At 70.6% G+C, this 20,250-nt stretch carries 17 protein-coding genes and 2 pseudogenes; 8 read left to right on the top strand and 11 right to left on the bottom strand.

Features of this window, described 5'->3' with window-relative positions; translation table 11 throughout:
* Positions 1-191: 191 nt before the first annotated feature.
* From ACZ7KF_RS33870 to ACZ7KF_RS33880, 3 genes are read left to right on the top strand one after another with little or no spacing between them, the layout of a single operon-like run.
* On the top strand, positions 192-995 hold the full coding sequence (locus ACZ7KF_RS33870; RefSeq protein ID WP_471083854.1) for an alpha/beta fold hydrolase: 804 nt from the start codon (positions 192-194) through the stop codon (positions 993-995).
* A complete protein-coding gene (locus ACZ7KF_RS33875; protein WP_471083857.1) occupies positions 995-2,287 on the top strand; it encodes a PP2C family protein-serine/threonine phosphatase in 1,293 nt (430 codons plus the stop codon). The genes ACZ7KF_RS33870 and ACZ7KF_RS33875 overlap by 1 nt, the downstream gene beginning before the upstream one ends.
* Complete coding sequence (locus tag ACZ7KF_RS33880) at positions 2,284-2,622, top strand: STAS domain-containing protein (RefSeq protein ID WP_471083860.1); 339 nt, start codon at positions 2,284-2,286, stop codon at positions 2,620-2,622. The genes ACZ7KF_RS33875 and ACZ7KF_RS33880 overlap by 4 nt, the downstream gene beginning before the upstream one ends.
* 83 nt (positions 2,623-2,705) lie before the next feature.
* Here ACZ7KF_RS33880 and ACZ7KF_RS33885 read toward each other — a convergent pair.
* Positions 2,706-2,786 (bottom strand): annotated as a pseudogene (locus tag ACZ7KF_RS33885) (CsbD family protein); the annotation flags it as partial.
* 61 nt (positions 2,787-2,847) lie between these two features.
* Between ACZ7KF_RS33885 and ACZ7KF_RS33890 the strand changes: the two are divergent.
* Positions 2,848-3,384, top strand: coding sequence for a cysteine hydrolase family protein (locus ACZ7KF_RS33890; protein WP_471083863.1), 537 nt, complete (start codon positions 2,848-2,850; stop codon positions 3,382-3,384).
* 61 nt (positions 3,385-3,445) lie between these two features.
* On the opposite strand, the gene ACZ7KF_RS33895 is transcribed toward ACZ7KF_RS33890, so the two are convergent.
* The gene (locus ACZ7KF_RS33895; RefSeq protein ID WP_471083866.1) at positions 3,446-3,661 is read right to left on the bottom strand and encodes a hypothetical protein; all 216 of its coding nucleotides are present in this window, start codon (positions 3,659-3,661) and stop codon (positions 3,446-3,448) included.
* 329 nt (positions 3,662-3,990) lie between these two features.
* On the opposite strand from ACZ7KF_RS33895, the gene ACZ7KF_RS33900 reads away from it, so the two are divergent.
* Both ACZ7KF_RS33900 and ACZ7KF_RS33905 read left to right on the top strand, forming a co-directional pair.
* Positions 3,991-4,332 carry a DUF6191 domain-containing protein gene (locus tag ACZ7KF_RS33900; RefSeq protein ID WP_471083869.1) on the top strand — a complete coding sequence of 114 codons (342 nt, stop codon included), beginning with the start codon at positions 3,991-3,993 and terminating at the stop codon, positions 4,330-4,332.
* Entirely contained in the window at positions 4,329-4,838 is a 510-nt protein-coding gene (locus tag ACZ7KF_RS33905; protein WP_471083872.1) for a DUF3995 domain-containing protein, read from the top strand. The genes ACZ7KF_RS33900 and ACZ7KF_RS33905 overlap by 4 nt, the downstream gene beginning before the upstream one ends.
* A 405-nt stretch (positions 4,839-5,243) precedes the next feature.
* On the opposite strand, the gene ACZ7KF_RS33910 is transcribed toward ACZ7KF_RS33905, so the two are convergent.
* Positions 5,244-5,708 carry a GNAT family N-acetyltransferase gene (locus tag ACZ7KF_RS33910; RefSeq protein ID WP_471083875.1) on the bottom strand — a complete coding sequence of 155 codons (465 nt, stop codon included), beginning with the start codon at positions 5,706-5,708 and terminating at the stop codon, positions 5,244-5,246.
* A 438-nt stretch (positions 5,709-6,146) separates the two neighbouring features.
* Between ACZ7KF_RS33910 and ACZ7KF_RS33915 the strand changes: the two genes are divergently transcribed.
* Complete coding sequence (locus ACZ7KF_RS33915) at positions 6,147-7,169, top strand: LLM class flavin-dependent oxidoreductase (RefSeq protein ID WP_471083878.1); 1,023 nt, start codon at positions 6,147-6,149, stop codon at positions 7,167-7,169.
* Positions 7,170-7,427: 258 nt separating this feature from the next.
* Here ACZ7KF_RS33915 and ACZ7KF_RS33920 read toward each other — a convergent pair.
* Both ACZ7KF_RS33920 and ACZ7KF_RS33925 read right to left on the bottom strand, forming a co-directional pair.
* Positions 7,428-8,569, bottom strand: a pseudogene (locus ACZ7KF_RS33920) (cytochrome P450).
* Between the two features lie 30 nt (positions 8,570-8,599).
* On the bottom strand, positions 8,600-9,757 hold the full coding sequence (locus ACZ7KF_RS33925; protein ID WP_471083881.1) for a Dyp-type peroxidase: 1,158 nt from the start codon (positions 9,755-9,757) through the stop codon (positions 8,600-8,602).
* An 87-nt stretch (positions 9,758-9,844) separates the two neighbouring features.
* Here ACZ7KF_RS33925 and ACZ7KF_RS33930 point away from each other — a divergent pair, with 87 nt between their 5' ends.
* A complete protein-coding gene (locus ACZ7KF_RS33930) occupies positions 9,845-11,185 on the top strand; it encodes a right-handed parallel beta-helix repeat-containing protein (protein ID WP_471083884.1) in 1,341 nt (446 codons plus the stop codon).
* Between the two features lie 7 nt (positions 11,186-11,192).
* Here the strand turns inward: ACZ7KF_RS33930 and ACZ7KF_RS33935 are convergent, their stop codons facing one another.
* The 6 genes from ACZ7KF_RS33935 to ACZ7KF_RS33960 form a co-directional block, all read right to left on the bottom strand.
* Positions 11,193-11,861 carry a hypothetical protein gene (locus ACZ7KF_RS33935; protein WP_471084058.1) on the bottom strand — a complete coding sequence of 223 codons (669 nt, stop codon included), beginning with the start codon at positions 11,859-11,861 and terminating at the stop codon, positions 11,193-11,195.
* A 279-nt stretch (positions 11,862-12,140) separates the two neighbouring features.
* Entirely contained in the window at positions 12,141-14,567 is a 2,427-nt protein-coding gene (locus tag ACZ7KF_RS33940) for an SdrD B-like domain-containing protein (RefSeq protein WP_471084060.1), read from the bottom strand.
* Between the two features lie 1,076 nt (positions 14,568-15,643).
* Positions 15,644-17,872: a competence protein CoiA family protein gene (locus ACZ7KF_RS33945; protein WP_471083887.1), complete on the bottom strand. Its 2,229-nt coding sequence runs from the start codon at positions 17,870-17,872 to the stop codon at positions 15,644-15,646.
* Between the two features lie 94 nt (positions 17,873-17,966).
* Entirely contained in the window at positions 17,967-18,440 is a 474-nt protein-coding gene (locus ACZ7KF_RS33950) for a cupin domain-containing protein (RefSeq protein ID WP_471084062.1), read from the bottom strand.
* A 5-nt stretch (positions 18,441-18,445) separates the two neighbouring features.
* Complete coding sequence (locus ACZ7KF_RS33955; RefSeq protein ID WP_471083890.1) at positions 18,446-19,384, bottom strand: NADP-dependent oxidoreductase; 939 nt, start codon at positions 19,382-19,384, stop codon at positions 18,446-18,448.
* A gap of 154 nt (positions 19,385-19,538) precedes the next feature.
* Positions 19,539-20,177, bottom strand: a complete 639-nt coding sequence (locus ACZ7KF_RS33960; protein ID WP_471083893.1) for an HD domain-containing protein — start codon at positions 20,175-20,177, stop codon at positions 19,539-19,541.
* Positions 20,178-20,250 lie beyond the last annotated feature (73 nt).

The following is a 20,250-nucleotide window of genomic DNA, read 5'->3' on the forward strand; positions in this document are numbered from 1 at the left end:
GGGATGCGGTGCCGCCTCAGGGATCGGCCTTCGCGTGAGCTGCGACACCGCTCATTCTGGGGTGGTTGTTCACAGATGCGGTGGTCCGCGAGGCGCTGACCGGCGGTGTTTGCGGACACGATGTGTGGGCCGGGGGTGGGTGAGGCCGCAGGAGTGGCCTGTCGATGAGCGGGGCCTGCAAGACTGGCCGGATGGATATCGGCCGCAGGAACAACGTCAGCGTCGTCGGCAACCCGCAGGGGCGAGCGGTGGTGCTGGCGCACGGCTTCGGCTGTGATCAGAACATGTGGCGGCTGACGGTGCCTGCTCTGGCCGAGGAGTACCGGCTGGTGCTGTTCGACTACGTGGGTTCGGGCCGCGCGGATCCGTCCGCTTTCTCGGAGGAACGTTACGCCTCGCTGCACGGGTACGCCCGGGACGTGGTGGAGGTCTGCGAAGAGCTCGACCTGCGGGATGCGGTGTTCGTGGGCCACTCGGTCAGCGCGATGATCGGGGTGCTGGCCGCCGACATGACGCCGCAACGGATCGGGGCCCTGGTGATGGTCGGCCCTTCCCCGCGGTACATCGACGACGGCGACTACCGGGGCGGGTTCAGCGCCGAGGACATCGACGAGCTGCTGGCATCGCTCGAGTCGAACTATCTGGGCTGGTCAGCGGCGATGGCCCCGGTGATCATGGGTAATGCGGAGCGCCCGGAACTGGGGGAGGAGCTGACGAACAGCTTCTGCGCCACCGACCCGGACATGGCCCGCGTCTTCGCCCGCACCACCTTCCTGTCGGACTCCCGGGACGACCTGAAGACCGTGCGGGTGCCGACACTGGTGCTGGAATGCAACCAGGACGTCATCGCCCCCCGGGAAGTCGGCGCCTTCGTCCACCAGGCGATCCCCGGATCGACCCTGGTCACCTTGGACGCGACCGGGCACTGCCCGCACCTGTCCGCACCCGAGGCCACCAACGAAGCGATACAGAGCTTCCTGGCAGGTCTGCGGTGATGTGCAGTACCGGGCGGCAGCCCGACCCGCGTGACGCTGACGGTGACAAGACCTACGAGGTGGCGGCCTTCGCGGCGCTACTGGAGGACAGCGCCGAGGAACTGTACGAGAGCGCGCCGTGCGGCTACCTGTCCACGCTGATGGACGGCACCATCGCGAAGATCAACACCACCTTGCTGGGCTGGCTCGGCCTTGAGCGGGAAGCGGTGGTGGGCCGGATGAGGTTCACCGACCTGCTGACCGTGGGCGGCAAGCTGTACCACGAGACGCACTACGCGCCGCTGCTGCGGATGCAGGGCGAGATCAGCAGCATAGCTCTGGAGATCAAACAGACCGGCGGTGCACGGATGCCCGTCCTGGTGTCATCGGTGGTCAAGCAGGGCAGCAGCGGCGAGCCGCTGCTGATCCGCACCACCGTCTTCGACGCCCGCGACCGCCGCGCCTACGAGGAGGAACTCCTACGCGGCCGGAAAGCAGCCGAGGAAGCACGCAAGCAGGCGGAGGCCGACCGCGCCCGGCTGCAGGACGCCCTCGCCGTGCTCCAGCAGTCACTGCTGCCCGACACCCTCCCGCCGGTCACCGGCATGGAGACGGCCGCCTACTACCACACCGCCCATCCCGACCGGCTCGGCGGCGACTTCTACGACGTCTTCCCCATCGACGGCAAACGCTTCGCCTTCTTCCTCGGCGACGTATGCGGCAAAGGCCCCCAGGCCGCCGCGCTCACCTCGCTGACCCGTTACACCCTGCGCGCCGCCGCCCTGCACGACCCCGATCCCGTCGCCGCCCTGACCACCCTCAACACAGCGCTCCACGAGCGTTACACAGGCAGTGGCGACCCGCGCTACTGCACTGCCATATTCGGCACCCTCGAACCCGACCCTGCATCGGGGGAGGTCACCGTCCGCCTCGCCTCGGGCGGCCACCCGCCGGCCCTCATCGTGCGGACGGACGGCACGGCCGACTTCCTGCCCACCCCGGGCGGCCTCCTGGTCGGCATCCTGCCCTCCGCACGCTTCGCAACGGCCACCACCGTGCTCGCCCCCGGCGACGTGCTGCTGCTCTACACCGACGGCATCACCGAGGCCCGCACCGGTGAGGAGCGCACCACCCTGTTCGGGGACGAGGCCCTGCTTGCCTTCGCCGCTGAGCACGCCGGCCGCCCTCCGCACGCCCTGATCCAGGCCCTGACCGGCCTGCTGAACGGCTTCGGGGACGGCCTTGACGACGACACCGCCCTGCTCGCCCTCGGCGCCACCGTCCTTCATCCCCAGACGACGAACACACGATGAACCCGCTGAAGATCACAACCCGAGATGCCGTCACCGGTCCCGTCCTGGAGATCTCCGGCGAACTCGACTACACCACCGCACCCGACCTGCGCGTAGTGCTCACCACCCTCACTCTCCAGCCGGGCCAGCGCCTCGTCCTGGATTTGGCCGGCATGGACTTCTGCGACTCCAGCGGTCTCACCGCCCTGATCGCGGCGCGCGACCATGCCCACGCCGCCCAGGCCGACATCGCGCTCGCCGCCGTCCCTTCCCCTACCCTGCGCGTCCTGCGCATCGTCGGCCTGGACCAGATCTTCCCGGTCCACCCCGACAGCTTCTCCGCCACCCGGCCCTGACCCCGGTCCCGTCCGCAACAGAACGAGGGCCTTCCCGGACGGGACCGGGAAGGCCCTCGGTGAGTGCGAAGCGCCCGTGCTGGAACGTCCTTGGCCTTCTCCTTCGCCTCACGGGCGTCACCGGCGCTCTTTTGCGCCTGCCCCTCGGCGGCCAGGCGGACGTTGCGGCGTGAGGCGCACCGGGGGCCGAGTTGCCTGTGTGGCCATCGGTGGAACGCTGACCGTATGGGCAAGACTGCGCTGATCGTCATCGACATGATCAACACGTATGACCACAAGGACGCCGACCAGCTGATCCGCTCGGCAGAACCGATCGTGCCCGTCGTCGCGGGTCTGCTGCGACGCGCACGCCGTCACGAGGCCCCGGTGATCTACGTCAATGACAATTTCGGCGAATGGCGCTCCCACCACGGCGAATTGCTGGCACGGGCTCTGGACACTCCGCATGCCCGGCTCGTCGAACCTCTGCGGCCCGACAGCGACTCACTCTTCGTGCTCAAGGCCCGTCACTCGATCTTCTTCGAGACCCCGCTGCAGTACCTGTTGCACCAGCAGGGCATCGACCGGCTGGTGCTCACCGGGCAGGTGACCGAGCAGTGCGTGCTCTACTCGGCCCTCGACGCACACATCCGGCACTTCGAGGTGATCGTTCCCGAGGACGCCGTCGCGCACATCCACGAGGACCTCGCCCGTGCGGCGCTGCGGATGATGGAGCGGAACATGGGTGCCCGGGTATGCGCAAGCCAGGACCTCTGGGCCTGAAGGGGGGGTGCGCCCGCCGGCGGCATCCGCCGGCGTCGTACCGCACCGCACCGCACCAGGTCTACGACGTCAGGTCGAGCGGCTGCAGTGCGCTCCAGTAGCGGCGCAGCACCTCCTGGGGCGCCATCGGCTCGAGCGGTCGCTCGGGGACCGGGGGCCAGGTCTGCGGCCGAGGCGGTGCGTGGCGCGACCACCAGCGGACGGCGCTGACGCCCAGACAGCCGCCCGCGAGCGCCGCCGCGGTGACGGCGAAGGCGTTCCGAGCCCTGACCGACATGTCATCCCCCTGCCTGACGGTCTGCGTGCCTGCGCACGTGTCCGACCGAGTTGCCCGGCAGGACGGCTTCACACCTCGGACCGTCTCCGGGCCGTTCCCGGCAAGCGCTCCGCTCCTCGCCGACGGTGCGGTCCGCGACGGACCCCGGCCGCGGCTCGTGCCGTTGCCGAGCGATCCGCTCCGAGCGGTCAACACCGTCGGCTGTGCTCAGCAGTGACCACCTCCTACCGGTCCGCGCCCTCCGGTGGGAACGACGCCGATGCCTCCGTCGTTTCCCGACCGTCGACTGTGTTGCGGATGATGGGGGGTCAGGTGTGGCGATGTGGGCTATGTCGTTCCCGGCGTTGGCGTGTCTGCTGATCTTGTTCGCCCTGATGGAGAGCGTGTGGCGATGGTTCACGGGGCTGGGCCTGATCCCGTGGCTGCGCAGGCGCACGGGGCGGTCCTTGTCGAGCATCGCCTTCGATGAATTCACGGCGACCGTGAACGGAAACAAGACGGTGGAGATGGAGCAGCGACGGGTGGAGTTGCTGCTGCGGGACGACGAGAGCGACGGTGCGCCGCCCCGCTCCGACATCGACCTGATCAAGGGCACCGCGTTCATCGTGGTGCCCCGGGAAGCGGGTAGCCCCCGCGCTGACAGGCGCGATGCACGTGAAGGTCGGCGATGAACCGCGAACAGGAGGGGCTGGACACAGAACCGTCCATGCTGTGGGGGCGTATTGCGTGTGTATGGGCAGTCGCGTTCGCCGCGTTGCATTTCTACTGGGCCGTCGGCGGTGACGTGGGGCTGAACCTCTCCGCCGGTCCGCTGGCCACCGAGCGGCCGTTGTGGTTCGTCGTGATCGGTTTGTGGGGCGTGGGCGTCCTCTGTCTCCTCGGCGCTCTGCTGGCATGGCTACTTGCCGGGTCCAGACTCCGCGGCGTTCCCGCTCTGCCGGCCAGGCGGCTGGGGTGGGGTGTGAGTGCTCTCCTGCTGGCCCGTGGTATCGGTGTCGAGGTGCTGCTGCTGATCAACCCAACGCACCTGGACACCTCCGTGAGCACGGGGCAGCGGGCCTGGACGCTGGCCCTTTGGAACCCTTGGTTCATCGCGGGAGGACTGGCCTTCGGCCTCGCCGCCCGTCGTTCTCACCGGCACACCGATGCAGAACCGCTGCCTTCGTCGAGACGCTGATTGCTCCGCCAGTCGGCCCACAGCTCCACTTATCCAAGACCAAACGCCTCGCCGCAGGCCACCCTGGTCGACCTCGGCTGCAACTACAGCTGAAGAGGGCGAGGACGTCCAGGCGGGTGGTGGCGGCCTGGACCTGTTCACCGGGCCGCAGCACCGTGGCGGGGGTGCGCACCGCTCTTTCGCTGCCGGGCCCGCGGGGCAGGCCACATGCGGCTTCCCTTACGTGCCGCTGCCACGCCAGGACCTTCTCACGTGCGGCGGCGGGGGCGGTTCCGAACAGCCGCCGCTGCGGGGCCGCCTGAGTAAGTGTTTGTGAATCAAGCTGCGGGTGGAGCCATCGACGGGGTTCTCGGCTGGCCGGAGATCGTCGTGCGTGGTCCGTGCAGGTGCGGCAGAAACGCGGGTTCAGTTCAGTTTCAGCACGCCCACCGTTTGGTCTCCGCTGGTCTCTCCGGTTGGTTGGAATCCGAGCGCCAGATAGAAGCCTGTGGGGCCGTCTGCTCCGGGATGCCAGGTGGTCGTCAGTCGTGTGCCTCCTCGGCGCCGGATCTCGCCGGCCACGGACTGTACTGCGAAGCGTCCGTAGCCTCGGCCCTGCTTTCCCTCTGCGATGTTCAGACGCCAGAGTCCGGAGCGGAAGTCGGTGCCTTTGCCGGTCCAGTCGATGTCGAAGAAGGCCATGAGGAACCCGACGACTTCGTCGTCATCGCAGATGAGCCGGGGCCATGCGATGCCGGGGTGGACGTATGCCTCGGCGAGTGACTTCACCACGGGTGCCACCAGGTGTTCCTGGTCGGGGTGGACTCTCAGGTTGATGGCGGTCTCGAAGTTGTCGGGGGTGATCTCTTGCAGGTGCAGCGACATTGGCATGTCCGCACTCTAAGCGGGCACTGCAAGTGATTTCCGGAGCGTGTTGCCGGTGATCAGCCCACTGGTCCAGGTGTCGGTGCGGGGGCTCTTTCGGGGGTCATCGTGGTGATGAGGGCCCAGGTGGGCTTCGGAGTGCTGGGGCAGGCCGGGAGACGATGCGCAGGGTGAGCCAGAGGCGATCGCGGGCCCAGTCCACGAGGTGGCCGGAGTAGCCGCGGTCGGCCCAGATCTGGGTGACCTGCGGCTGGGTCAGGCGCAGGCGCCAGAACACGTCGCGGGCGGCGTCGCGGGTGAGGCGTCGGCCGTGTCGCCCCGGCTGCGATCCGGCCACTCGGCCCGGGCGCCCCGGCACCCGAACCCGCCCGGCCGTCACCCGCCCCCGTGGGCCGGGCCGCCCCCACCGTGGAATGAATGCGCCCCCCAATTGTTGAAACCTGCATGAAAAAGATCGGGTTCCTGTCCTTCGGGCACTGGACGCCGTCACCGCACTCGCGGACGCGTTCCGCGTCGGACTCCCTGCTCCAGGCGATCGACCTCGCGGTCGCCGCGGAGGAACTGGGGGCGGACGGCGCCTTCTTCCGAGTCCACCACTTCGCCCGGCAGCACGCCTCTCCCTTCCCCCTGCTCGCGGCCATCGGCGCGCGTACCAGCCGGATCGAGATCGGCACGGGCGTGATCGACATGCGCTACGAGAACCCGCTGTACATGGCCGAGGACGCGGGCGCGGCCGACCTGATCTCGGAAGGCCGTCTCCAGCTCGGTCTCAGCCGGGGATCACCGGAGCAGGTGATCGACGGCTGGCGGCACTTCGGCCACCGGCCCCCGGAGGGCGGCACCGACGCCGACATGGCACGCGCGCACACCGAGAAACTGCTCGAGGTGCTCAGGGGCGAGGGCTTCGCGGAGCCCGACCCCCATCCGATGTTCGCCAACCCGCCGGGGCTGCTGCGGATCGAGCCGCATTCCGAGGGACTGCGGGACCGGATCTGGTGGGGCTCCGGCTCGAACGCCACCGCGGTCTGGGCGGCCGGACTCGGGATGAACCTCCAGAGTTCGACGCTCAAGGACGACGAGAGCGGCGAGCCGCTCCACGTGCAGCAGCGCAAGCAGATCGAGGCCTATCACGAGGCATGGCGTGCCGCGGGCCACACACGCCGGCCGCGGGTGTCGGTCAGCCGCAGCGTCTTCCCGCTCGTCGACGACCGGGACCGCGCCTACTTCGGCCGGGACCAGGACTCGCAGGACCAGATCGGCTACATCGACGCGGCCACGCGCAGCATCTTCGGCCGGTCCTATGCCGCCGAGCCGGACGTACTCGTCAAGCAGCTCGCCGAGGACGAGGCCGTCGCCGCCGCCGACACCCTGCTGCTCACCGTGCCCAATCAGCTCGGTGTCGACTACAACGCCCATGTGCTGGAGAGCGTCCTGACCCACGTCGCTCCGGAGCTCGGCTGGCGCTGACCGGTCGCCGCAGGGCAGAAGCACCCGCCGACGCCGACGCCGACGCCGACGCCGACGCCGACGCCGATGCCGGGTGCCGGGCGCGGTGGTGTGCGGGCGGCACCGGGCGGTCGCAGCCCGCACCCGTACGGCCGGGGACCACCGCGGCCGGCCACGGATGCCGGGCTGGCCCCGCCCCATGGACGGCCTGCCCTCCAGAGGACTGAACGGCATGGCCATCCACAGGGGTGACGCGTCGTCATAGGGGTGACGCGTCGTCTACGGCGGCGCCGGCCGGGTCTGGACGTCCCGTGGCCCCACCGTCATCCGGATCCCGTCCCGTGCCCACAGCACGAACCGTTCCACGGGTGTCACCTCGTGGCCCCGGCGCAGGCCGAAAGCGCAGGCGTTTGAGAAGGACGGCCAGTACGAGCCGGGCCTCGACCACGGCCAGGGCAGCGCCCTCGCACCCGCGCGGTCCGATCCCGAAAGGGATGTACGCGAGCCGCGGCCGCCCGGCCACCTCCTGCGGCGTGAACCGCTCGGGGTCGAACCGCTCCGGGTGGCGCGGCGCGCTCGCCGAGCACCCGGTCCAGTTCGGCGGCGACGCGGTCGGCCACCCGGGGGTGGCGGCCCAGCAGGTGCAGCGTCCACGAGACGGCGACGCCGGTGGTGTGGTGCGCGGCGAGCAGCGTCACCATCACGGTGTCCCGGATGCGCGCCGGACTCTCCCCGGCCTCGACGAGCGCCCCGATCAGGTCACTGCGGTCGGTGCGGCCGCCCGAGCGGTGTGCCGCCACCACACGGTCGACCGTCGCGCGCAGATACCCGAGGGCCTCCTCGGCTCGTTCCGCCGAGCGCGGGTCGGTTCGCGGTACCTGGTAGAGCCGTCCGAGGTGCTCGGTGAGCACCTCCTCGAACGCGGCGGCGACCCGCTCCGCGTCCGTGCCGGCGTCGCCGAGCGCGAACCCGCAGATCATGCGGAGCGACAGCGCGGTCAGCTCCTGCTGCACCTCGACGGGTTCGCCCCCGCCCCGCCCGCTCCAGCGGTCCGCGAGCCCAAGCGTCAGCTCGGTGAAGCGCGCGAAGTGCCGTCCGTGGGCCGGGCGCCCGGCGAGCACCGAGAGCAGCAGCCGACGCCAGGGCGTGTGTTCGTCGGCGGGGAGCACCTGCAGGTTGCCCGCCTCGCACAGCGGGTCCAGGAAGGCGAACAGTGCCGCGGGCCGCTCGTCGATGTGCGCCGTGGCCTCCAGGAGCACGGGGTCGGCGATCGACACGGCGGCGTTCGCGCCCGGCAGTTGGAAGCGCACGACGGGCCCGTACGTGTCGTGCAGCTGCAGTTGGTACCGGTGCAGCCCGCCCGCGGCCGCGACGGCGCTCGGTCCGTCGTCCTTCTGGTGTTCGGGGCCGGGGATGCGCATGGCGGCGCCTCCTGTCGGGTGGCGGCGTGATCAGCCGAACAGCTGGGATCCGAGCGGGCGTCGTCGGTCGAAGCCGGGGAGGATCAGGAAGGTCGCGCCGGCGGTCGTGGTGGTGAAGCGCAGCAGCGCGTCGGAGGTGTCCATGTGGGTGAGGGTCGCGGTGAAGGTCCGCAGGTCGTTCTGGAAGCTGATGAAGAGCAGGCCGGGGGCGGGCTCGTCGGTGCTGTAGGAGCGGCGGAGCATGAGGCCGGCGCCGACCGCGGTGGGGTTCGCCCTGCGCGCGTGGGCGTCCACGGGGACGAGATAGCGTCCGTCCGGTGTCTTGGCGCCGAGGTCCGGGCCGGAGGCGACGGTGCCGCCGGAGAGGGGGACGCCGCTGGCCCGGCGCCGCCCGAAGACCGCTTCCTGCTCGGCCACGGACAGGGCGGCGAACCGCGACAGGTCGAGTTCCATGCGCCGCAGTACGGCAAGGGTGCCGCCGGCGACCGCGGAGGGTCCGGAAAGCCACAGGTCGCGTCGTTGTTCGGCGGCCGTGTGCGGTCCCACGATGCCGTCGATGAAGCCGAGCGGATTCCGTGGCGCGGTGAGGCCGTTGCCGAGGGGCACGTGCGTACCGCGGCGCGCGGACTGCCGCCAGCGTTCGCGGACGCGGTCACCGGCCTGGTCCAGGAGCGCGGCGGCGACGACCGGCGGGAGCAGCGCGTCGCTGGCGCAGATCTGCAGCAGCAGGTCACCGCCGCGGGCCCGCGGGGCGATCCGCTCGCGGGAGAAGCGCGGGAGGTCGGTCGCGCCGGGCAGTGAGGCACCGGCCGCGCGCACCAGCCGGGGGCCCACGCCGACGGTCACGGTGAGGTCCCCCGGCGGCAGGCCCAGCAGCCGCGGGTCGGTCCCCGCGGCGAGTGCGCGGATGGCCTGGCCGAGGTCGGCCAGCAACGGGCCTGCGGGCACGGTGGCAGCCAGGTCGGCCACCACCGCCAGCAGGTTGCGCTGGGCCGGCTGGGGGAGCGTGATGCCCGCCTGATGCCGGCCGGTCACCGGGACCGGCATCGGCGTGGTCGCCGCGGAAGGGGCGGGCCGGCCCGGCCGGGCGGAGTCCGCTGTGCACCCGGCGACCAGACCGGCGGCCACCATGGTGCCGGTGACATCGAGGAACGCGCGGCGCGACGGCTGCTGATCGGCTCGGTGCATGGTGTGCAGAGTGCCACACCGGGATCTCGTGTGCCGGTCAACCAGGCGATTCTGGCGTGGAATTGGGCGTCGTGCCAGACTGTGATCATGCCTCGATTAGCTCTTCGCGTGCTGGCGGCGGTGGTGGGCACGCTGACACTGGTGGCCGGCTGCGGCGACGACGGCGGCGGAGCGGGGGAAGGCCGGCGACCGAGCGGCGCGCGGGTGACGATCCGCGTGCCCGCCGACGCCCCGACGATCTCGGCCGCGGTGTCCTTGGCGCGGCCCGGTGACCTGGTGCTGGTGGCACCCGGTGTGTACCACGAATCGGTGAGGATCAAGACGGCTCGCATCACTCTCCGTGGCGCGTCCCGGGACAAGGTCGTCATCGACGGGCGGTTGCGGCAGCCGAACGGTGTCGTCGTCGCGGCGCCCGGGGTGGCGGTGGAGAACCTGACCGTGCGGAACAACACGCAGAATGGCGTGCTGGTGACGGGTTCGGCGGCGGCCGCCGCCGGGCTGCCCGGGCAGAGCGGCGGATACGACACCGGCGACGAGCCCGTGACCTTCCTGAAGTCGTTCCTGGTCTCGCATGTGACCGCGACCCGCAACGGTCTCTACGGCATCTACGCGTTCTCCGCGCAGAACGGTGCCATCGAGCACTCGTACGCGTCGGGCGGGGCCGACTCGGGTATCTACGTCGGGCAGTGCAAGCCGTGTCACATCGTGGTGCGGGACAACGTCGCCGAACTCAACGCGGTCGGTTACGAAGGCACCAACGCGAGCGGCGACATGTACGTGGTCGGCAACCGTCTCGTCGGCAACCGGGTCGGCCTGACCACCAACTCCGACCACCAGGAGAAGCTGCTCCCGCAGCGGGGGGCCGTCATCGCGGGCAACCTGATCGCCGCCAACCAGCAGACGGCCACGCCCGAGCAGGCCGACGGCGGGTGGGGCACCGGCATCGGCGTCGACGGCGGCAGCGACAACCGGTTCGTCCGCAACCGCATCGCCGACAACAGCAACGCCGGGGTGGTGATCACCGCGACCGCCGACCTGCCGCCGCTCGGCAACCAGATCGTGGACAACACGTTCACCGGCAACGGCGTCGACGTCGGCTGGACGTTCCCCACCGCGACACGGGGACGGGGCAACTGCCTGCGCGGCAACGAGCTGCGCAGCACCGTGCCCGCCCGGCTCGCGACCACCGCGTCCTGCCCCGTGCCGGCCGGGGCGGCTTCGCCGGTCGGCAGGTGGACGATGCCGACGGCACCCGGTGGCATCCCGTTCACCGAGGTCGCGGCGCCCGCACCGCAGCCGGAGTTCCCCCACGCCGGGACGACGGGCGCCACCGTCGTCCCGGCCGTTCCGGCCCTGCCGGACACGGAGGGCATCCCGCTGCCGCCGGCGTCCCTGCTCGCCGCGGGCGCCCGGGTGCGCACGTCCTGAACGGCGCTCACGGCGCCGGGGTGACTCCGGGTACCGCCTTGACCGGCCCGTACGTCTGGGTGTCGAAGTCGATGAACACCGGCTGCGGCGCGGAGCGCACGTCGACGCGGACCCGGTACATGGTGCCGTCCGAGCCGATCCAGTAGCGCACGGTGTCCGCCGTACCGGAGCGGTCCCGGGAGGACGGCCCGGTCATGACGTCCACCCGGTGCCCGTGCACCCGGTCCCGTCCCCGCCAGAGGGCGCCGTTCTGCGGCAGCAGTTCGGCGTTGTCCGGCCGGTCGGCGCCGAGACGGAGTGCGATGGCCAGCGAGCTGTCCAGTGAGCCGCCGGACGACCGCAGCGGACGGCTGTACCAGCCCGAGCGAGGCGGTGACGCCGGTGCGTGCGTCGGTGCGTGCGTCATCGGGTGGACGGACACCGAGGTGGCCGTCCACCCGATCAGCCCGTCGCTGGACGTGTCGCGCCCGGTGCCGTGCACCACGCCGTAACCGAGCTTGCCCCGGTAGTCGACGGACGCGGTGACGGTCAGCGCGCCGGCGGTGCCCGGCACGGTGATGGTGACCGCTCGGCCCCGCGCCTCGTAGTTGCGGAACCGTGTGAGCGCCAGCCGGTTGGCCTCGCCGGACGTCAGCGCGCGCGGTCCGTCGGGGCCGGAGCCGGAACGGCCGAGCAGGAACGCGGTCCCCGCGACGGCCGCGACGACGACGGCCGTGAGGGCGACGACGGCCGCCGGCCGGCGTGGCCGCGGCCATCGGCGCCGGCCGGCCGCACCGCCCGATAGAGCTTGCTGGGTTCTCCCGCTGCGCACGCGGCTCGACGCTGACACTCTTCCGCTTCACCCTCTCCGTCACCCCACCGCCCGGCCGAGACGTGATCTGCCTGCCCGCGCCCTGGGGGCCGCGGGCAGGCAGATCACTGCTGTTGTCCGGGTCTTTCTGTTCGTTCCGTCGGTTCAGTGCTGCCGGGCGCGACGCTTGCGGCTCATGTACGCGACGGCCAGGCCCGCGCCCACCAGCAGCGTCGCGAGGGCGATCATCCCTGGCAGCCCGGTCATACCGGTGTCCGCCATCGAACCGCCCCCACCGCCCGGGGCCGGGTGGGCGGGCGGCGCGGGGGGCGGCGTGGCCCCCGGCGGCGAGGACGGCACCGGCGTCGGGCTGGAGGACGGCGTCGAACTCGACGTCGGAGTCGGGGTCGGCGTCGGGGTCGGCGTCTTCTTCGGGAGGTACACCCCGGCGTCGATCGTGTGGTCGACCCCGCCCGGCTTGTCCGGCGCTGTGACGGGCGCGTAGCCGTTGCACAACCGCCCGGTGGTCGGCGGCGTCACATTGGAGTCGTGCGCGCGGTCGGTACCGGCGCGCGGGAGCGTGAACCGCAGCGCGCTCGCCGGGGGCTGACCGGGTACCTGGCCGGTGTCCGCGGTGCACACGTCGAACTGCACCGTGTACTTCGCGCCCGGCGTGAGCTCGTACGCGGCGCCGACACCGCCGAAGTAGTACTCGCCGGCGGCATCGGTGGTGGTCGTGGCGACCTGCTTGCCGTCCTTGTCCAGCAGGTTGACCGTCGCCCCCGGCAGCAGCACGTGCCCGGGGTCCTGGATCCCGTTGTGGTCGCCGTCGAACCACACGACGTTGCCGATCTGGATCGGCGCGTTCGCCGCCGCGTAGGCGATGTCACCGAGTCCGCCGGCCTTGCCGAACCCGCCTTGTGCCTGGCTGACGAACTGGAACCCGTTGGCGGCCGGGTTGTTGCCCGGGCCCTGACCGGTCGTGATGTCGTGGTACCCGGTCCCGGAGGTCGCGACGTTGACGACCGGGTCGAACTCCGTGCTGACGACCCACTGCTGCTGCGGGATGTAGGCCACCGACCCCAGCGCGGTCTCCTGGTGCGCGTTGGCGTAGAAGTCGCCCGGGAAGTATTCGACGACATCGGCGGCCTGGCCGCCATTGGTGGCGGGGGTGGCGTGGTTGGGGCAGTTCCCGGTGCCTTCCCACTGGTATTCACCGGTGGGAGTGGCGCAGACCATGGTGATGTCACCACCGGACATGCCGTTCTCCGCCGTGTCGTTCCCCGGGCGGGGGTCCAGCCCTCCCCAGCTGAGCACGTCCATGAACCGGTCGCGGAAACCCAGGACCATGGAGCCGTCGCGGCCGAAGGCGAGGGAGCTCAGCTCCGGCTGCGGATCGATGAAGACGTTGCCTGCCTTCCGGTCGTCCCACGTGTCCAGGCCGGTGTTCCACGGGTTCCAGTGGGTGGCCTTGTCGCCGGAGCCGAAGACGGTGCCGCGTTCGTACGTGAGCGGGTGGCTCAGCACCGTGGTGAACCGCTTGCCGTCATAGGCGGAGACGAAGACCTTCAGGTCCGCGCGCCGCTGCGTGCTCTCCGCGCTGCACACGCCGCCGACGTACAGCGTGTTGTCGTGGACCTGGAGGCCGAACGGCCGCCAGTCGTCGGGGCTCGCGCACCCCGGGTCCGGGATCGTGACCGTCGACTTGGGTGCCGCGGCGGTGGCCCCGGTCGCGTCGAAGCTCACCAGGCTGCGGGTCCGCAGGTTCACCGCGTACAGCGTGGAGCCGTCCTCCGACAGGGCCAAGCCGCCGATGCTCTCCTTGCCCGGCGTGTCGGTGAACCCGGCATCCTTGATCATGTTGGCGCTGTCGTGCCGCGTCACCGCGGCGTCCGGTACCCGCGCGAACAGCTGCGGCGCACCCGAGCCGTTGACCGGCACGGTGTAGATCGCGCCCCCGCCCTGCGGCCCGTACGGGGCGTACCGGCGGGCGAACGCGCTCTGGAACAGCCGGGTCCGGTCCTTGTCGTACGCCAGTCCGAACGTCGTGCCCACCTGCTCCTGCGTGGCCAGCGTGGCCGGGCACGCCACATCGGTGGGACAGGTGCCCCGGGTCTTCGTCCCGAACGCCACCAGGGCCCGGGTGTCGGTCCCGTTGGCGCCGTTGTGGACCGGTACGAAGTACCGTGTGTCCGGCAGCGTGTAGTCGGCCGGATTCCACACCGCCGTCACCACGGAGGCGTCCTTGCCCTCCGCCACGTCCACGAACGACGTGAAGCTGTCGAAGTGGTTCTCCGCCGTCGACGCGGGCGCCGCCCGCAGATAGCCGCTGTACGGCGCCGGGATGCTGACGTCGACGCGGTACCGGCCGCCGCTGAGCTGGGGCGACGGCGACACCACGACCTTTCCCGTGGTGTCCGTGACGCCGGTGATCTCGTGCCCGGCGGGGTCGGTGATCCGCACCTTCATGCCCCGCTGCGGCACGTCCATCGTCGTGTTGATCACGCCGGTGCCGAAGAAGTCGCGCAGTACCTCGACCGTCAGCGTGCCGTCGGCGGCCGAAGCGGCGGCCTCTCCGGCCGTCGCCCCCACGGCGCCGCCCGCCACCAAGAGACCGGACAACCCTATGCGCGCCAGCGGCTCCACAGCCCTCCAGGCCGGCCGGCGCGAGTCTCTGCCGACTCGGTTCATGGCATCACACTCCCCACTTCTCTGGTCATGAGAACGAAGCCCCCGATTCTCGCTGCTTGTCCTTTTTGCGGCTCAGGCGTGGACGCCGTCCGTGAACGCCACGGAAAAGAAAAAGGGCCCACTGCTGTCGCGTGGGCCGCTTTGCGATGATCCTTCGAAGATGCCGTGGACGAGTCGTAAGCACAACGCGCCGAAGAAGGCGAACGCGCGCGCAGAAACTCGGGCGGAACCCCTCTGTGCCGTGTTTTTCCGCAGCTCAACCACGGTATTCCCGCCCCCACCGCCGACCTCGCCGACCGCCATCGCGAGCAGCGCGCGACATCCTATCCACTGCGGTCTCGCCGTCACCAGCGGAACCTGTGACATGCCAGGGAATTCGTCACGTTCTCCGAACGCCCCGGGAATGGCGCTCGGAAGGGCGTGCGAAAAAGCGTCGCGGCGGCTCCTTGGGCCGCGGCGCCGGCCACCACGGCGGTCCTCATGCCGGCGACGGCCTCGAGGAGGGAAAGGACGGAGCCCGCCCCGGAGGACCGAGACCTCCGGACCCCACCACTGAAGGAGAACCCGAAGGGCATAAACAAGGAGTCGGACCGGATTTTTTCCAGGCCCTTCTGCTCGCGCAGGACTTCGACCGCAGGACACACCTCTCCGGCATTCTCGGCCTTCCGGGAAGGGACCGACCCCCCCCGGCGCAGGAATGCGGAAGTCCGTCCCGGCGGCGGTAGGGGGCCCACAACAGGGATGTACGGCCAGTACACCTGACGTCGGTGACTCGCCCGCCGCCGGAAATGAGCGGTCACCTCCCCCGAAGCGGCACCCCGCGAGCGGCAGCAGCCCCTTCTCCGGCACCCGGCCGGACAGTGCACGAAGGACGACGGCGCGGAAGCGCGACGAAGCCTTCGAGACGCCCCCGCCGCGCCTCTGACACCCCACGATGCGAAGAACCGTCAGGCACGTACATCAGCCGCAAGACGCACCTACCCGTCGTCGACGGTCGACCCTTCCCAGACCTCATGCAGTCGCAGGACGTCGCGGCGCCACTGTGTCCGGAACTCGGCCTCCGCGTACAGAGGGCGGTCCAGATGGTCGAGAATCCTGGCGTAGAACGGATGTACCTGGAAGTCGTCGTCGGTGACGAGGGCGGACAGCAGGGGCGCGTCCTGGGCGGTGTCGCCGTCCGCCTGGATGAGTAGTTCTATTTGGTCATCGGGGTGCAGGCCGAGGACACCTTCGCCCACCTCGGTGCTGAGGACCGACCAGGGCACGACGGTTCCCGCGCGCGCGTGGGACTCGAGGGCGGAGCGGACCTCACTGCCGAGCCGCTGGAGGGCGTCCAGTGTGAGGCGTCCTGACCTTCTGGCCAGCTCGTCGCCCCAGCGCCTCAGTTCGTCGAGTTCGTCGGTGGTGAGGTAGCGGTCGAGTTTGTCGGCTTCCGCCTCGGCGTCGTCGACGAGGCGGCGCAGAGCGGCCAGGGGCAGGTTCTCGCCCTCCTCCTTCAGATGCTTCAGCAGGCTGGCGAGCCGGTGACCCGAGACGGTCGGGCTTCCACCGGACCAGGCCGTCAGCAGTTCGTACTCGGCTGCGGCGGCACTGCGTACGGCTTCGACGACGGTCGGGTTGTCCCGCAGCATGGCGAGGTATCGCGCGGTCTCCCGTACGGCGCCCCAGTCGCCGGCGTCCCTCGCCTCGCGGCTCTGGTCGAGCAGCGCCTCCAGAGCCGCCCGGGCCTCGTGCTCGGGCCCGGACCGCCGTGCGGCGGCGGGAGGGCCGGCGACGCGCGAGGCCGAGGGACCGGGCGCGGGCGCCTGGGCGGGCGGCTCAGCGCCTGACGGCGACTGCGCCGTGCCGAACGCCTGGTAGGCGCGTACCTGCTCTCGCGTGCGGATCCGTGCCGGCGCATCACCGGAGAGGTCGCCTTCCCAGCCTTCACGGATCGCTGGGACGGCATGCTCGTCGTCGAGATCGGGGACTGCCGGTGCGGGTGGGGGTGCTGTGCGGGTGTTGTCCGAGACCTTCCTTGACGGTGAGGGGGGCGCGGTGGGGGCCGGTGCGTTGAGTGGATGCAGGCCCTGCCACGGCTCACGCGCGTTGCCCTCCAGTCGGGCGATGCTCTCCGCTGTGATGATGACGCGGGAATCAGGCGTGGGGCTGTCGCCTGGTAGGGGCAGCCGGAGGGTCGCCGGACCGAGCAGTACCCAAAGCTGGTCGTGGTCGGGTACGGCCGCTTCGGCAGGCAGTGATATGCGGCCAGGGGCCACCGCCGATCCCGAGCACTGGACCTCGGCGTCGTAGAGGCGCCGGGGGCCCTCCGTGCCGGCCACGGCCACGGCAGCGGTGAACGCCACCGTGCCGGGCGCCAGTTGAAAGTGCACCGGTGAACCCTGGGCCGCAGGGGTGGGTGCTGTCGGGGCGGCGCCCGGCCTGCGTACCCGAACGCCCTCATCCGTCTCCTCCAGGTGCGGAGTGAGGATCTTGGAGTCGGAGAGGAGACAGTGGTCCAGAGTGGTCCACTCGATGGTGTGCCCGGGCAGCTGCGTTCCGATCTGTACCTCGCGTGTCGCACCCACAGTGCGGCACTGCACCCGCAGCGCATAGCCCGCAGCGTTGACCTCGTTGTGCGCGAGCATGCTGTCCGGACCGTAGATCCAGTCCGCCTTGCCACGGGCCGCCCGGTTCAGCTTCTCGCGGCGGGCGAGCCAGGACTTCCACTCCATGCGGTCGAGTTGAACTCGGACAGCGCGACGCCCCCCGTCGAACGAGACGGTGACGCAGCCGTCGGAATCGGCGCCGAACAGTTCGTACGAGACGGTCACGTCACGCTGGCCCTGCCGCTGAAGCCACTGTTTGAGAGCCTGCCCGACATACAGGTGGTCAGCGCTGGCCTCGTTGTTCGCGGTGCGCCGGCACCGGACCGGCGGGTGATGCGCGAAGTGGCACTTCTTGCTGGTGTAACGCTTCGCCGACAGCTTCTTCCCGCAGCCGCCAAGGAGCGAGCCGCAGAAGAAGTCGACGTGCGGGTAGCGCGCGAGGAAGTCGGAGAACTCACCGTGATCGAACGGGAGGAAAACCGGTTCGTCCGATCCGGGACGTCCTGCCACGGCGGTCTGGACCTTGCGGGTGTCTTCTTCCCCGAACAGCTGCATCGGATGGGTCACGGGCGGATCATATGCGCACCCAGGACCCGATCTGCCGGCCTGATCGATCACCTCGGAACCACCCGCAGGTACTGCGGCAGGCCGCCGCAGCGGATGACTTCGGCGGGGTGGTACAGGGTGGTGCCGCCCCGTGGATGCCCCGGGGCTACGGTTGCTGGTCGTCGACCTTGAGCTTGGCTCCGGTGTCGGAGACGAAGACGACCAGGAGCTTGGCTGGCTTGGTTCGGCTGGCGTTCTCTGTGAGGACGTGGTGGGCACCGGGCTGCTCGACCCAGTTCTCGCCCTGGTGGTAGGTGGTCACCGGCTTGTCGTCGAGCTTGCTGCGCACGGTGCCTTCGAGGACGTAGGCGTAGACGAACGCCTGGCCGTGCCGGTGCGGCAGCGCGCTCGCGTGGGGCGGGAAGGCGACGATCGCTGAGGTGAACGTCTTGCCCTTCACCTTCGCAAGGGCCTGCTGGAGCAGCGGTGTGAAGGTCTCGGCGGGGCGCGTCGAGGCCATGGCCGCAGGCGATGCCACGGCTGCGGCCGTCCCTGTGGCGTGGGTGGGCTGGTCCGAGGCCGAACAGGCCGTGGCCGCAGTCAGCGTGGCCATGGCCAGGAGGCCGGCGGCGATGCGCATTCCGATCACGATGGGTCTCCTGCTCGGTCTTCGGTGACGCGGATGATCGTCTTGCCCGGGGTGCGCTTGCCGGGAGCGAAGGCGGAGGGGGCTTCGGCGAGCGGCCGCACAGCGCCGACGACCGGCTTGAGCCGGCCGTCTCTCAGCCGCGCGGCGAGATCGGCGAGCCGAACGCGGTCGGGTTCGACGACGAAGAAGACCGCCCGCCCGTCCTTGGGCCGCACCTCGGGGGGCGTGACAACGGTGACCAGCGTGCCACCGGGGCGGACCAGGGCGGCCGAGCGGTCGAGGATGTCGCCGCCGATCACATCGAGCACGACGTCGACCTCGCCGACGTCCTCCAGCTTGTCGGTCCGCAGGTCGAGGAAGGTGTCGACGCCGAGGGCGAGCGCCCTGTCCCGGCCGGAGGCCCGACCGGTGCCGATGACGCGGGCGCCGGCCTCGCGGGCGAGCTGTACCGCGATCGAGCCGACGCCGCCCGCGGCACCATGGACCAGGACGGTCTGGCCTGTCCTGAGGCGGCCGTGGTCGAACAGACCCTGCCAGGCCGTCAGCCCGGAGATCGGCAGCGCGGCGGCCACGGCGTGGTCGATGCCCGCCGGCAGCGGGGCGAGGTTGCGGGCCTCCACTGCGGTGTACTCGGCGAGCGTGCCGTTACGGGTCCAGTCGGCCAGGCCGAACACCCGCTGTCCGACGCTCAGGCCGGTGGTGCCGTATCCCAGCTCAACGACGACGCCGGACAGTTCGTGCCCGGGCACGCTCGGCGTCCGATCGCGGCCGGCCCGATCGGTCCACGTGGCGGGCCAGTCCAGCTCGCCAGGGGTGAAGCCGGCGGCGTGCACCCGGACGATGACGTCGTTCTCAGCCGCATGGGGGTAGGGCATGTCGGTCAGGGACATCCCTGCAAGGCCGGCGTCACGGTCTCGCACAGTGATGGCTTGCATAGAGGTCCTTACGGGGGAGGGGCGAGCCGAGTGCACAGCGTTCGCGCGCAGGGCTCAGAGCGGCTGCAGGTGGATGTATGCCGTGCCGCATGATCGATCTCACCTGCTCCGGGGCCTTCCTTCGCCGCCGGTTGGGCGTTCTCGGCGCCTTGAGTCAGCTCGGCCAGGGAGCGCCCATGATGCGCTCGACCGTGGTGGTGCGCTGGAAGCCGGGAATGAAATGCTCCAGGAAATCCGAATTCACGGTTCCGTTCGTGGTCTCCGGGCGGTGCCTGAGTCCCTCGACGAAGGCTTGCAAAAACTCGTTCTTGAAGTCACCCCGCGGATGGACGGCGGTGATCTCGTCCACCTGGCTGCGGTCCAGCTCGTCCAGGCCCAGGCCGAGCACGTCGGTCAGAACCCCCAGATGCGTGAGGGCGATCTCCGGGCCCATCCGCCCGGGAATTCCCGGGGTGGTGTGCAGCGCGATCGCCGTCCACACCACGTCGGCGGCCGTGGCCGGGAAACCGCGGGCGAGCATGAAATGGCGTGCGTGGTCGGCGCCATCGACCTCAAAACGCTGCTCGACGTCGGAAAACGGCGTCAGGAGGCCGGTGTCGTGGAACAGGGCGGACAGGTGGAGAAGCTCCGGGTCGGGCTCCAGGCCGAGCCGGTGAGCATGCATGACGCCGAAGACGAAAACGCGCCGGGAGTGGTGGTAGATGAGGGGGCTGGTCATCTCCTGCATGAGGCCGGTGGCCTCGGCGACCGCCGCCGTTTCAGGAATCTCCACCCCCGCGATGATCTCGCTCATGACCTGTGCTCCTTCCGATGTCGCTGTGTTACGAATGGACGGTGCGTCCGTCTTCCACCCTGCCAACCACCCG

It is taken from the genome of Streptomyces sp. NPDC038200 (assembly GCF_055600785.1).

Excerpts from the sequence above, each read along its gene's own strand:
- ACZ7KF_RS33880 (WP_471083860.1), top strand. The coding sequence starts at position 2,284 with ATGAACCCGCTGAAGATCACAACCCGAGATGCCGTCACCGGTCCCGTC.
- ACZ7KF_RS33890 (WP_471083863.1), top strand. The coding sequence starts at position 2,848 with ATGGGCAAGACTGCGCTGATCGTCATCGACATGATCAACACGTATGAC.
- ACZ7KF_RS33900 (WP_471083869.1), top strand. The coding sequence starts at position 3,991 with ATGTCGTTCCCGGCGTTGGCGTGTCTGCTGATCTTGTTCGCCCTGATG.
- ACZ7KF_RS33895 (WP_471083866.1), bottom strand. The coding sequence starts at position 3,661 with ATGTCGGTCAGGGCTCGGAACGCCTTCGCCGTCACCGCGGCGGCGCTC.
- ACZ7KF_RS33960 (WP_471083893.1), bottom strand. The coding sequence starts at position 20,177 with ATGAGCGAGATCATCGCGGGGGTGGAGATTCCTGAAACGGCGGCGGTC.
- ACZ7KF_RS33910 (WP_471083875.1), bottom strand. The coding sequence starts at position 5,708 with ATGCCAATGTCGCTGCACCTGCAAGAGATCACCCCCGACAACTTCGAG.
- ACZ7KF_RS33930 (WP_471083884.1), top strand. The coding sequence starts at position 9,845 with ATGCCTCGATTAGCTCTTCGCGTGCTGGCGGCGGTGGTGGGCACGCTG.
- ACZ7KF_RS33925 (WP_471083881.1), bottom strand. The coding sequence starts at position 9,757 with ATGCACCGAGCCGATCAGCAGCCGTCGCGCCGCGCGTTCCTCGATGTC.
- ACZ7KF_RS33870 (WP_471083854.1), top strand. The coding sequence starts at position 192 with ATGGATATCGGCCGCAGGAACAACGTCAGCGTCGTCGGCAACCCGCAG.
- ACZ7KF_RS33950 (WP_471084062.1), bottom strand. The coding sequence starts at position 18,440 with ATGCGCATCGCCGCCGGCCTCCTGGCCATGGCCACGCTGACTGCGGCC.
- ACZ7KF_RS33915 (WP_471083878.1), top strand. The coding sequence starts at position 6,147 with ATGAAAAAGATCGGGTTCCTGTCCTTCGGGCACTGGACGCCGTCACCG.
- ACZ7KF_RS33905 (WP_471083872.1), top strand. The coding sequence starts at position 4,329 with ATGAACCGCGAACAGGAGGGGCTGGACACAGAACCGTCCATGCTGTGG.
- ACZ7KF_RS33875 (WP_471083857.1), top strand. The coding sequence starts at position 995 with ATGTGCAGTACCGGGCGGCAGCCCGACCCGCGTGACGCTGACGGTGAC.
- ACZ7KF_RS33955 (WP_471083890.1), bottom strand. The coding sequence starts at position 19,384 with ATGCAAGCCATCACTGTGCGAGACCGTGACGCCGGCCTTGCAGGGATG.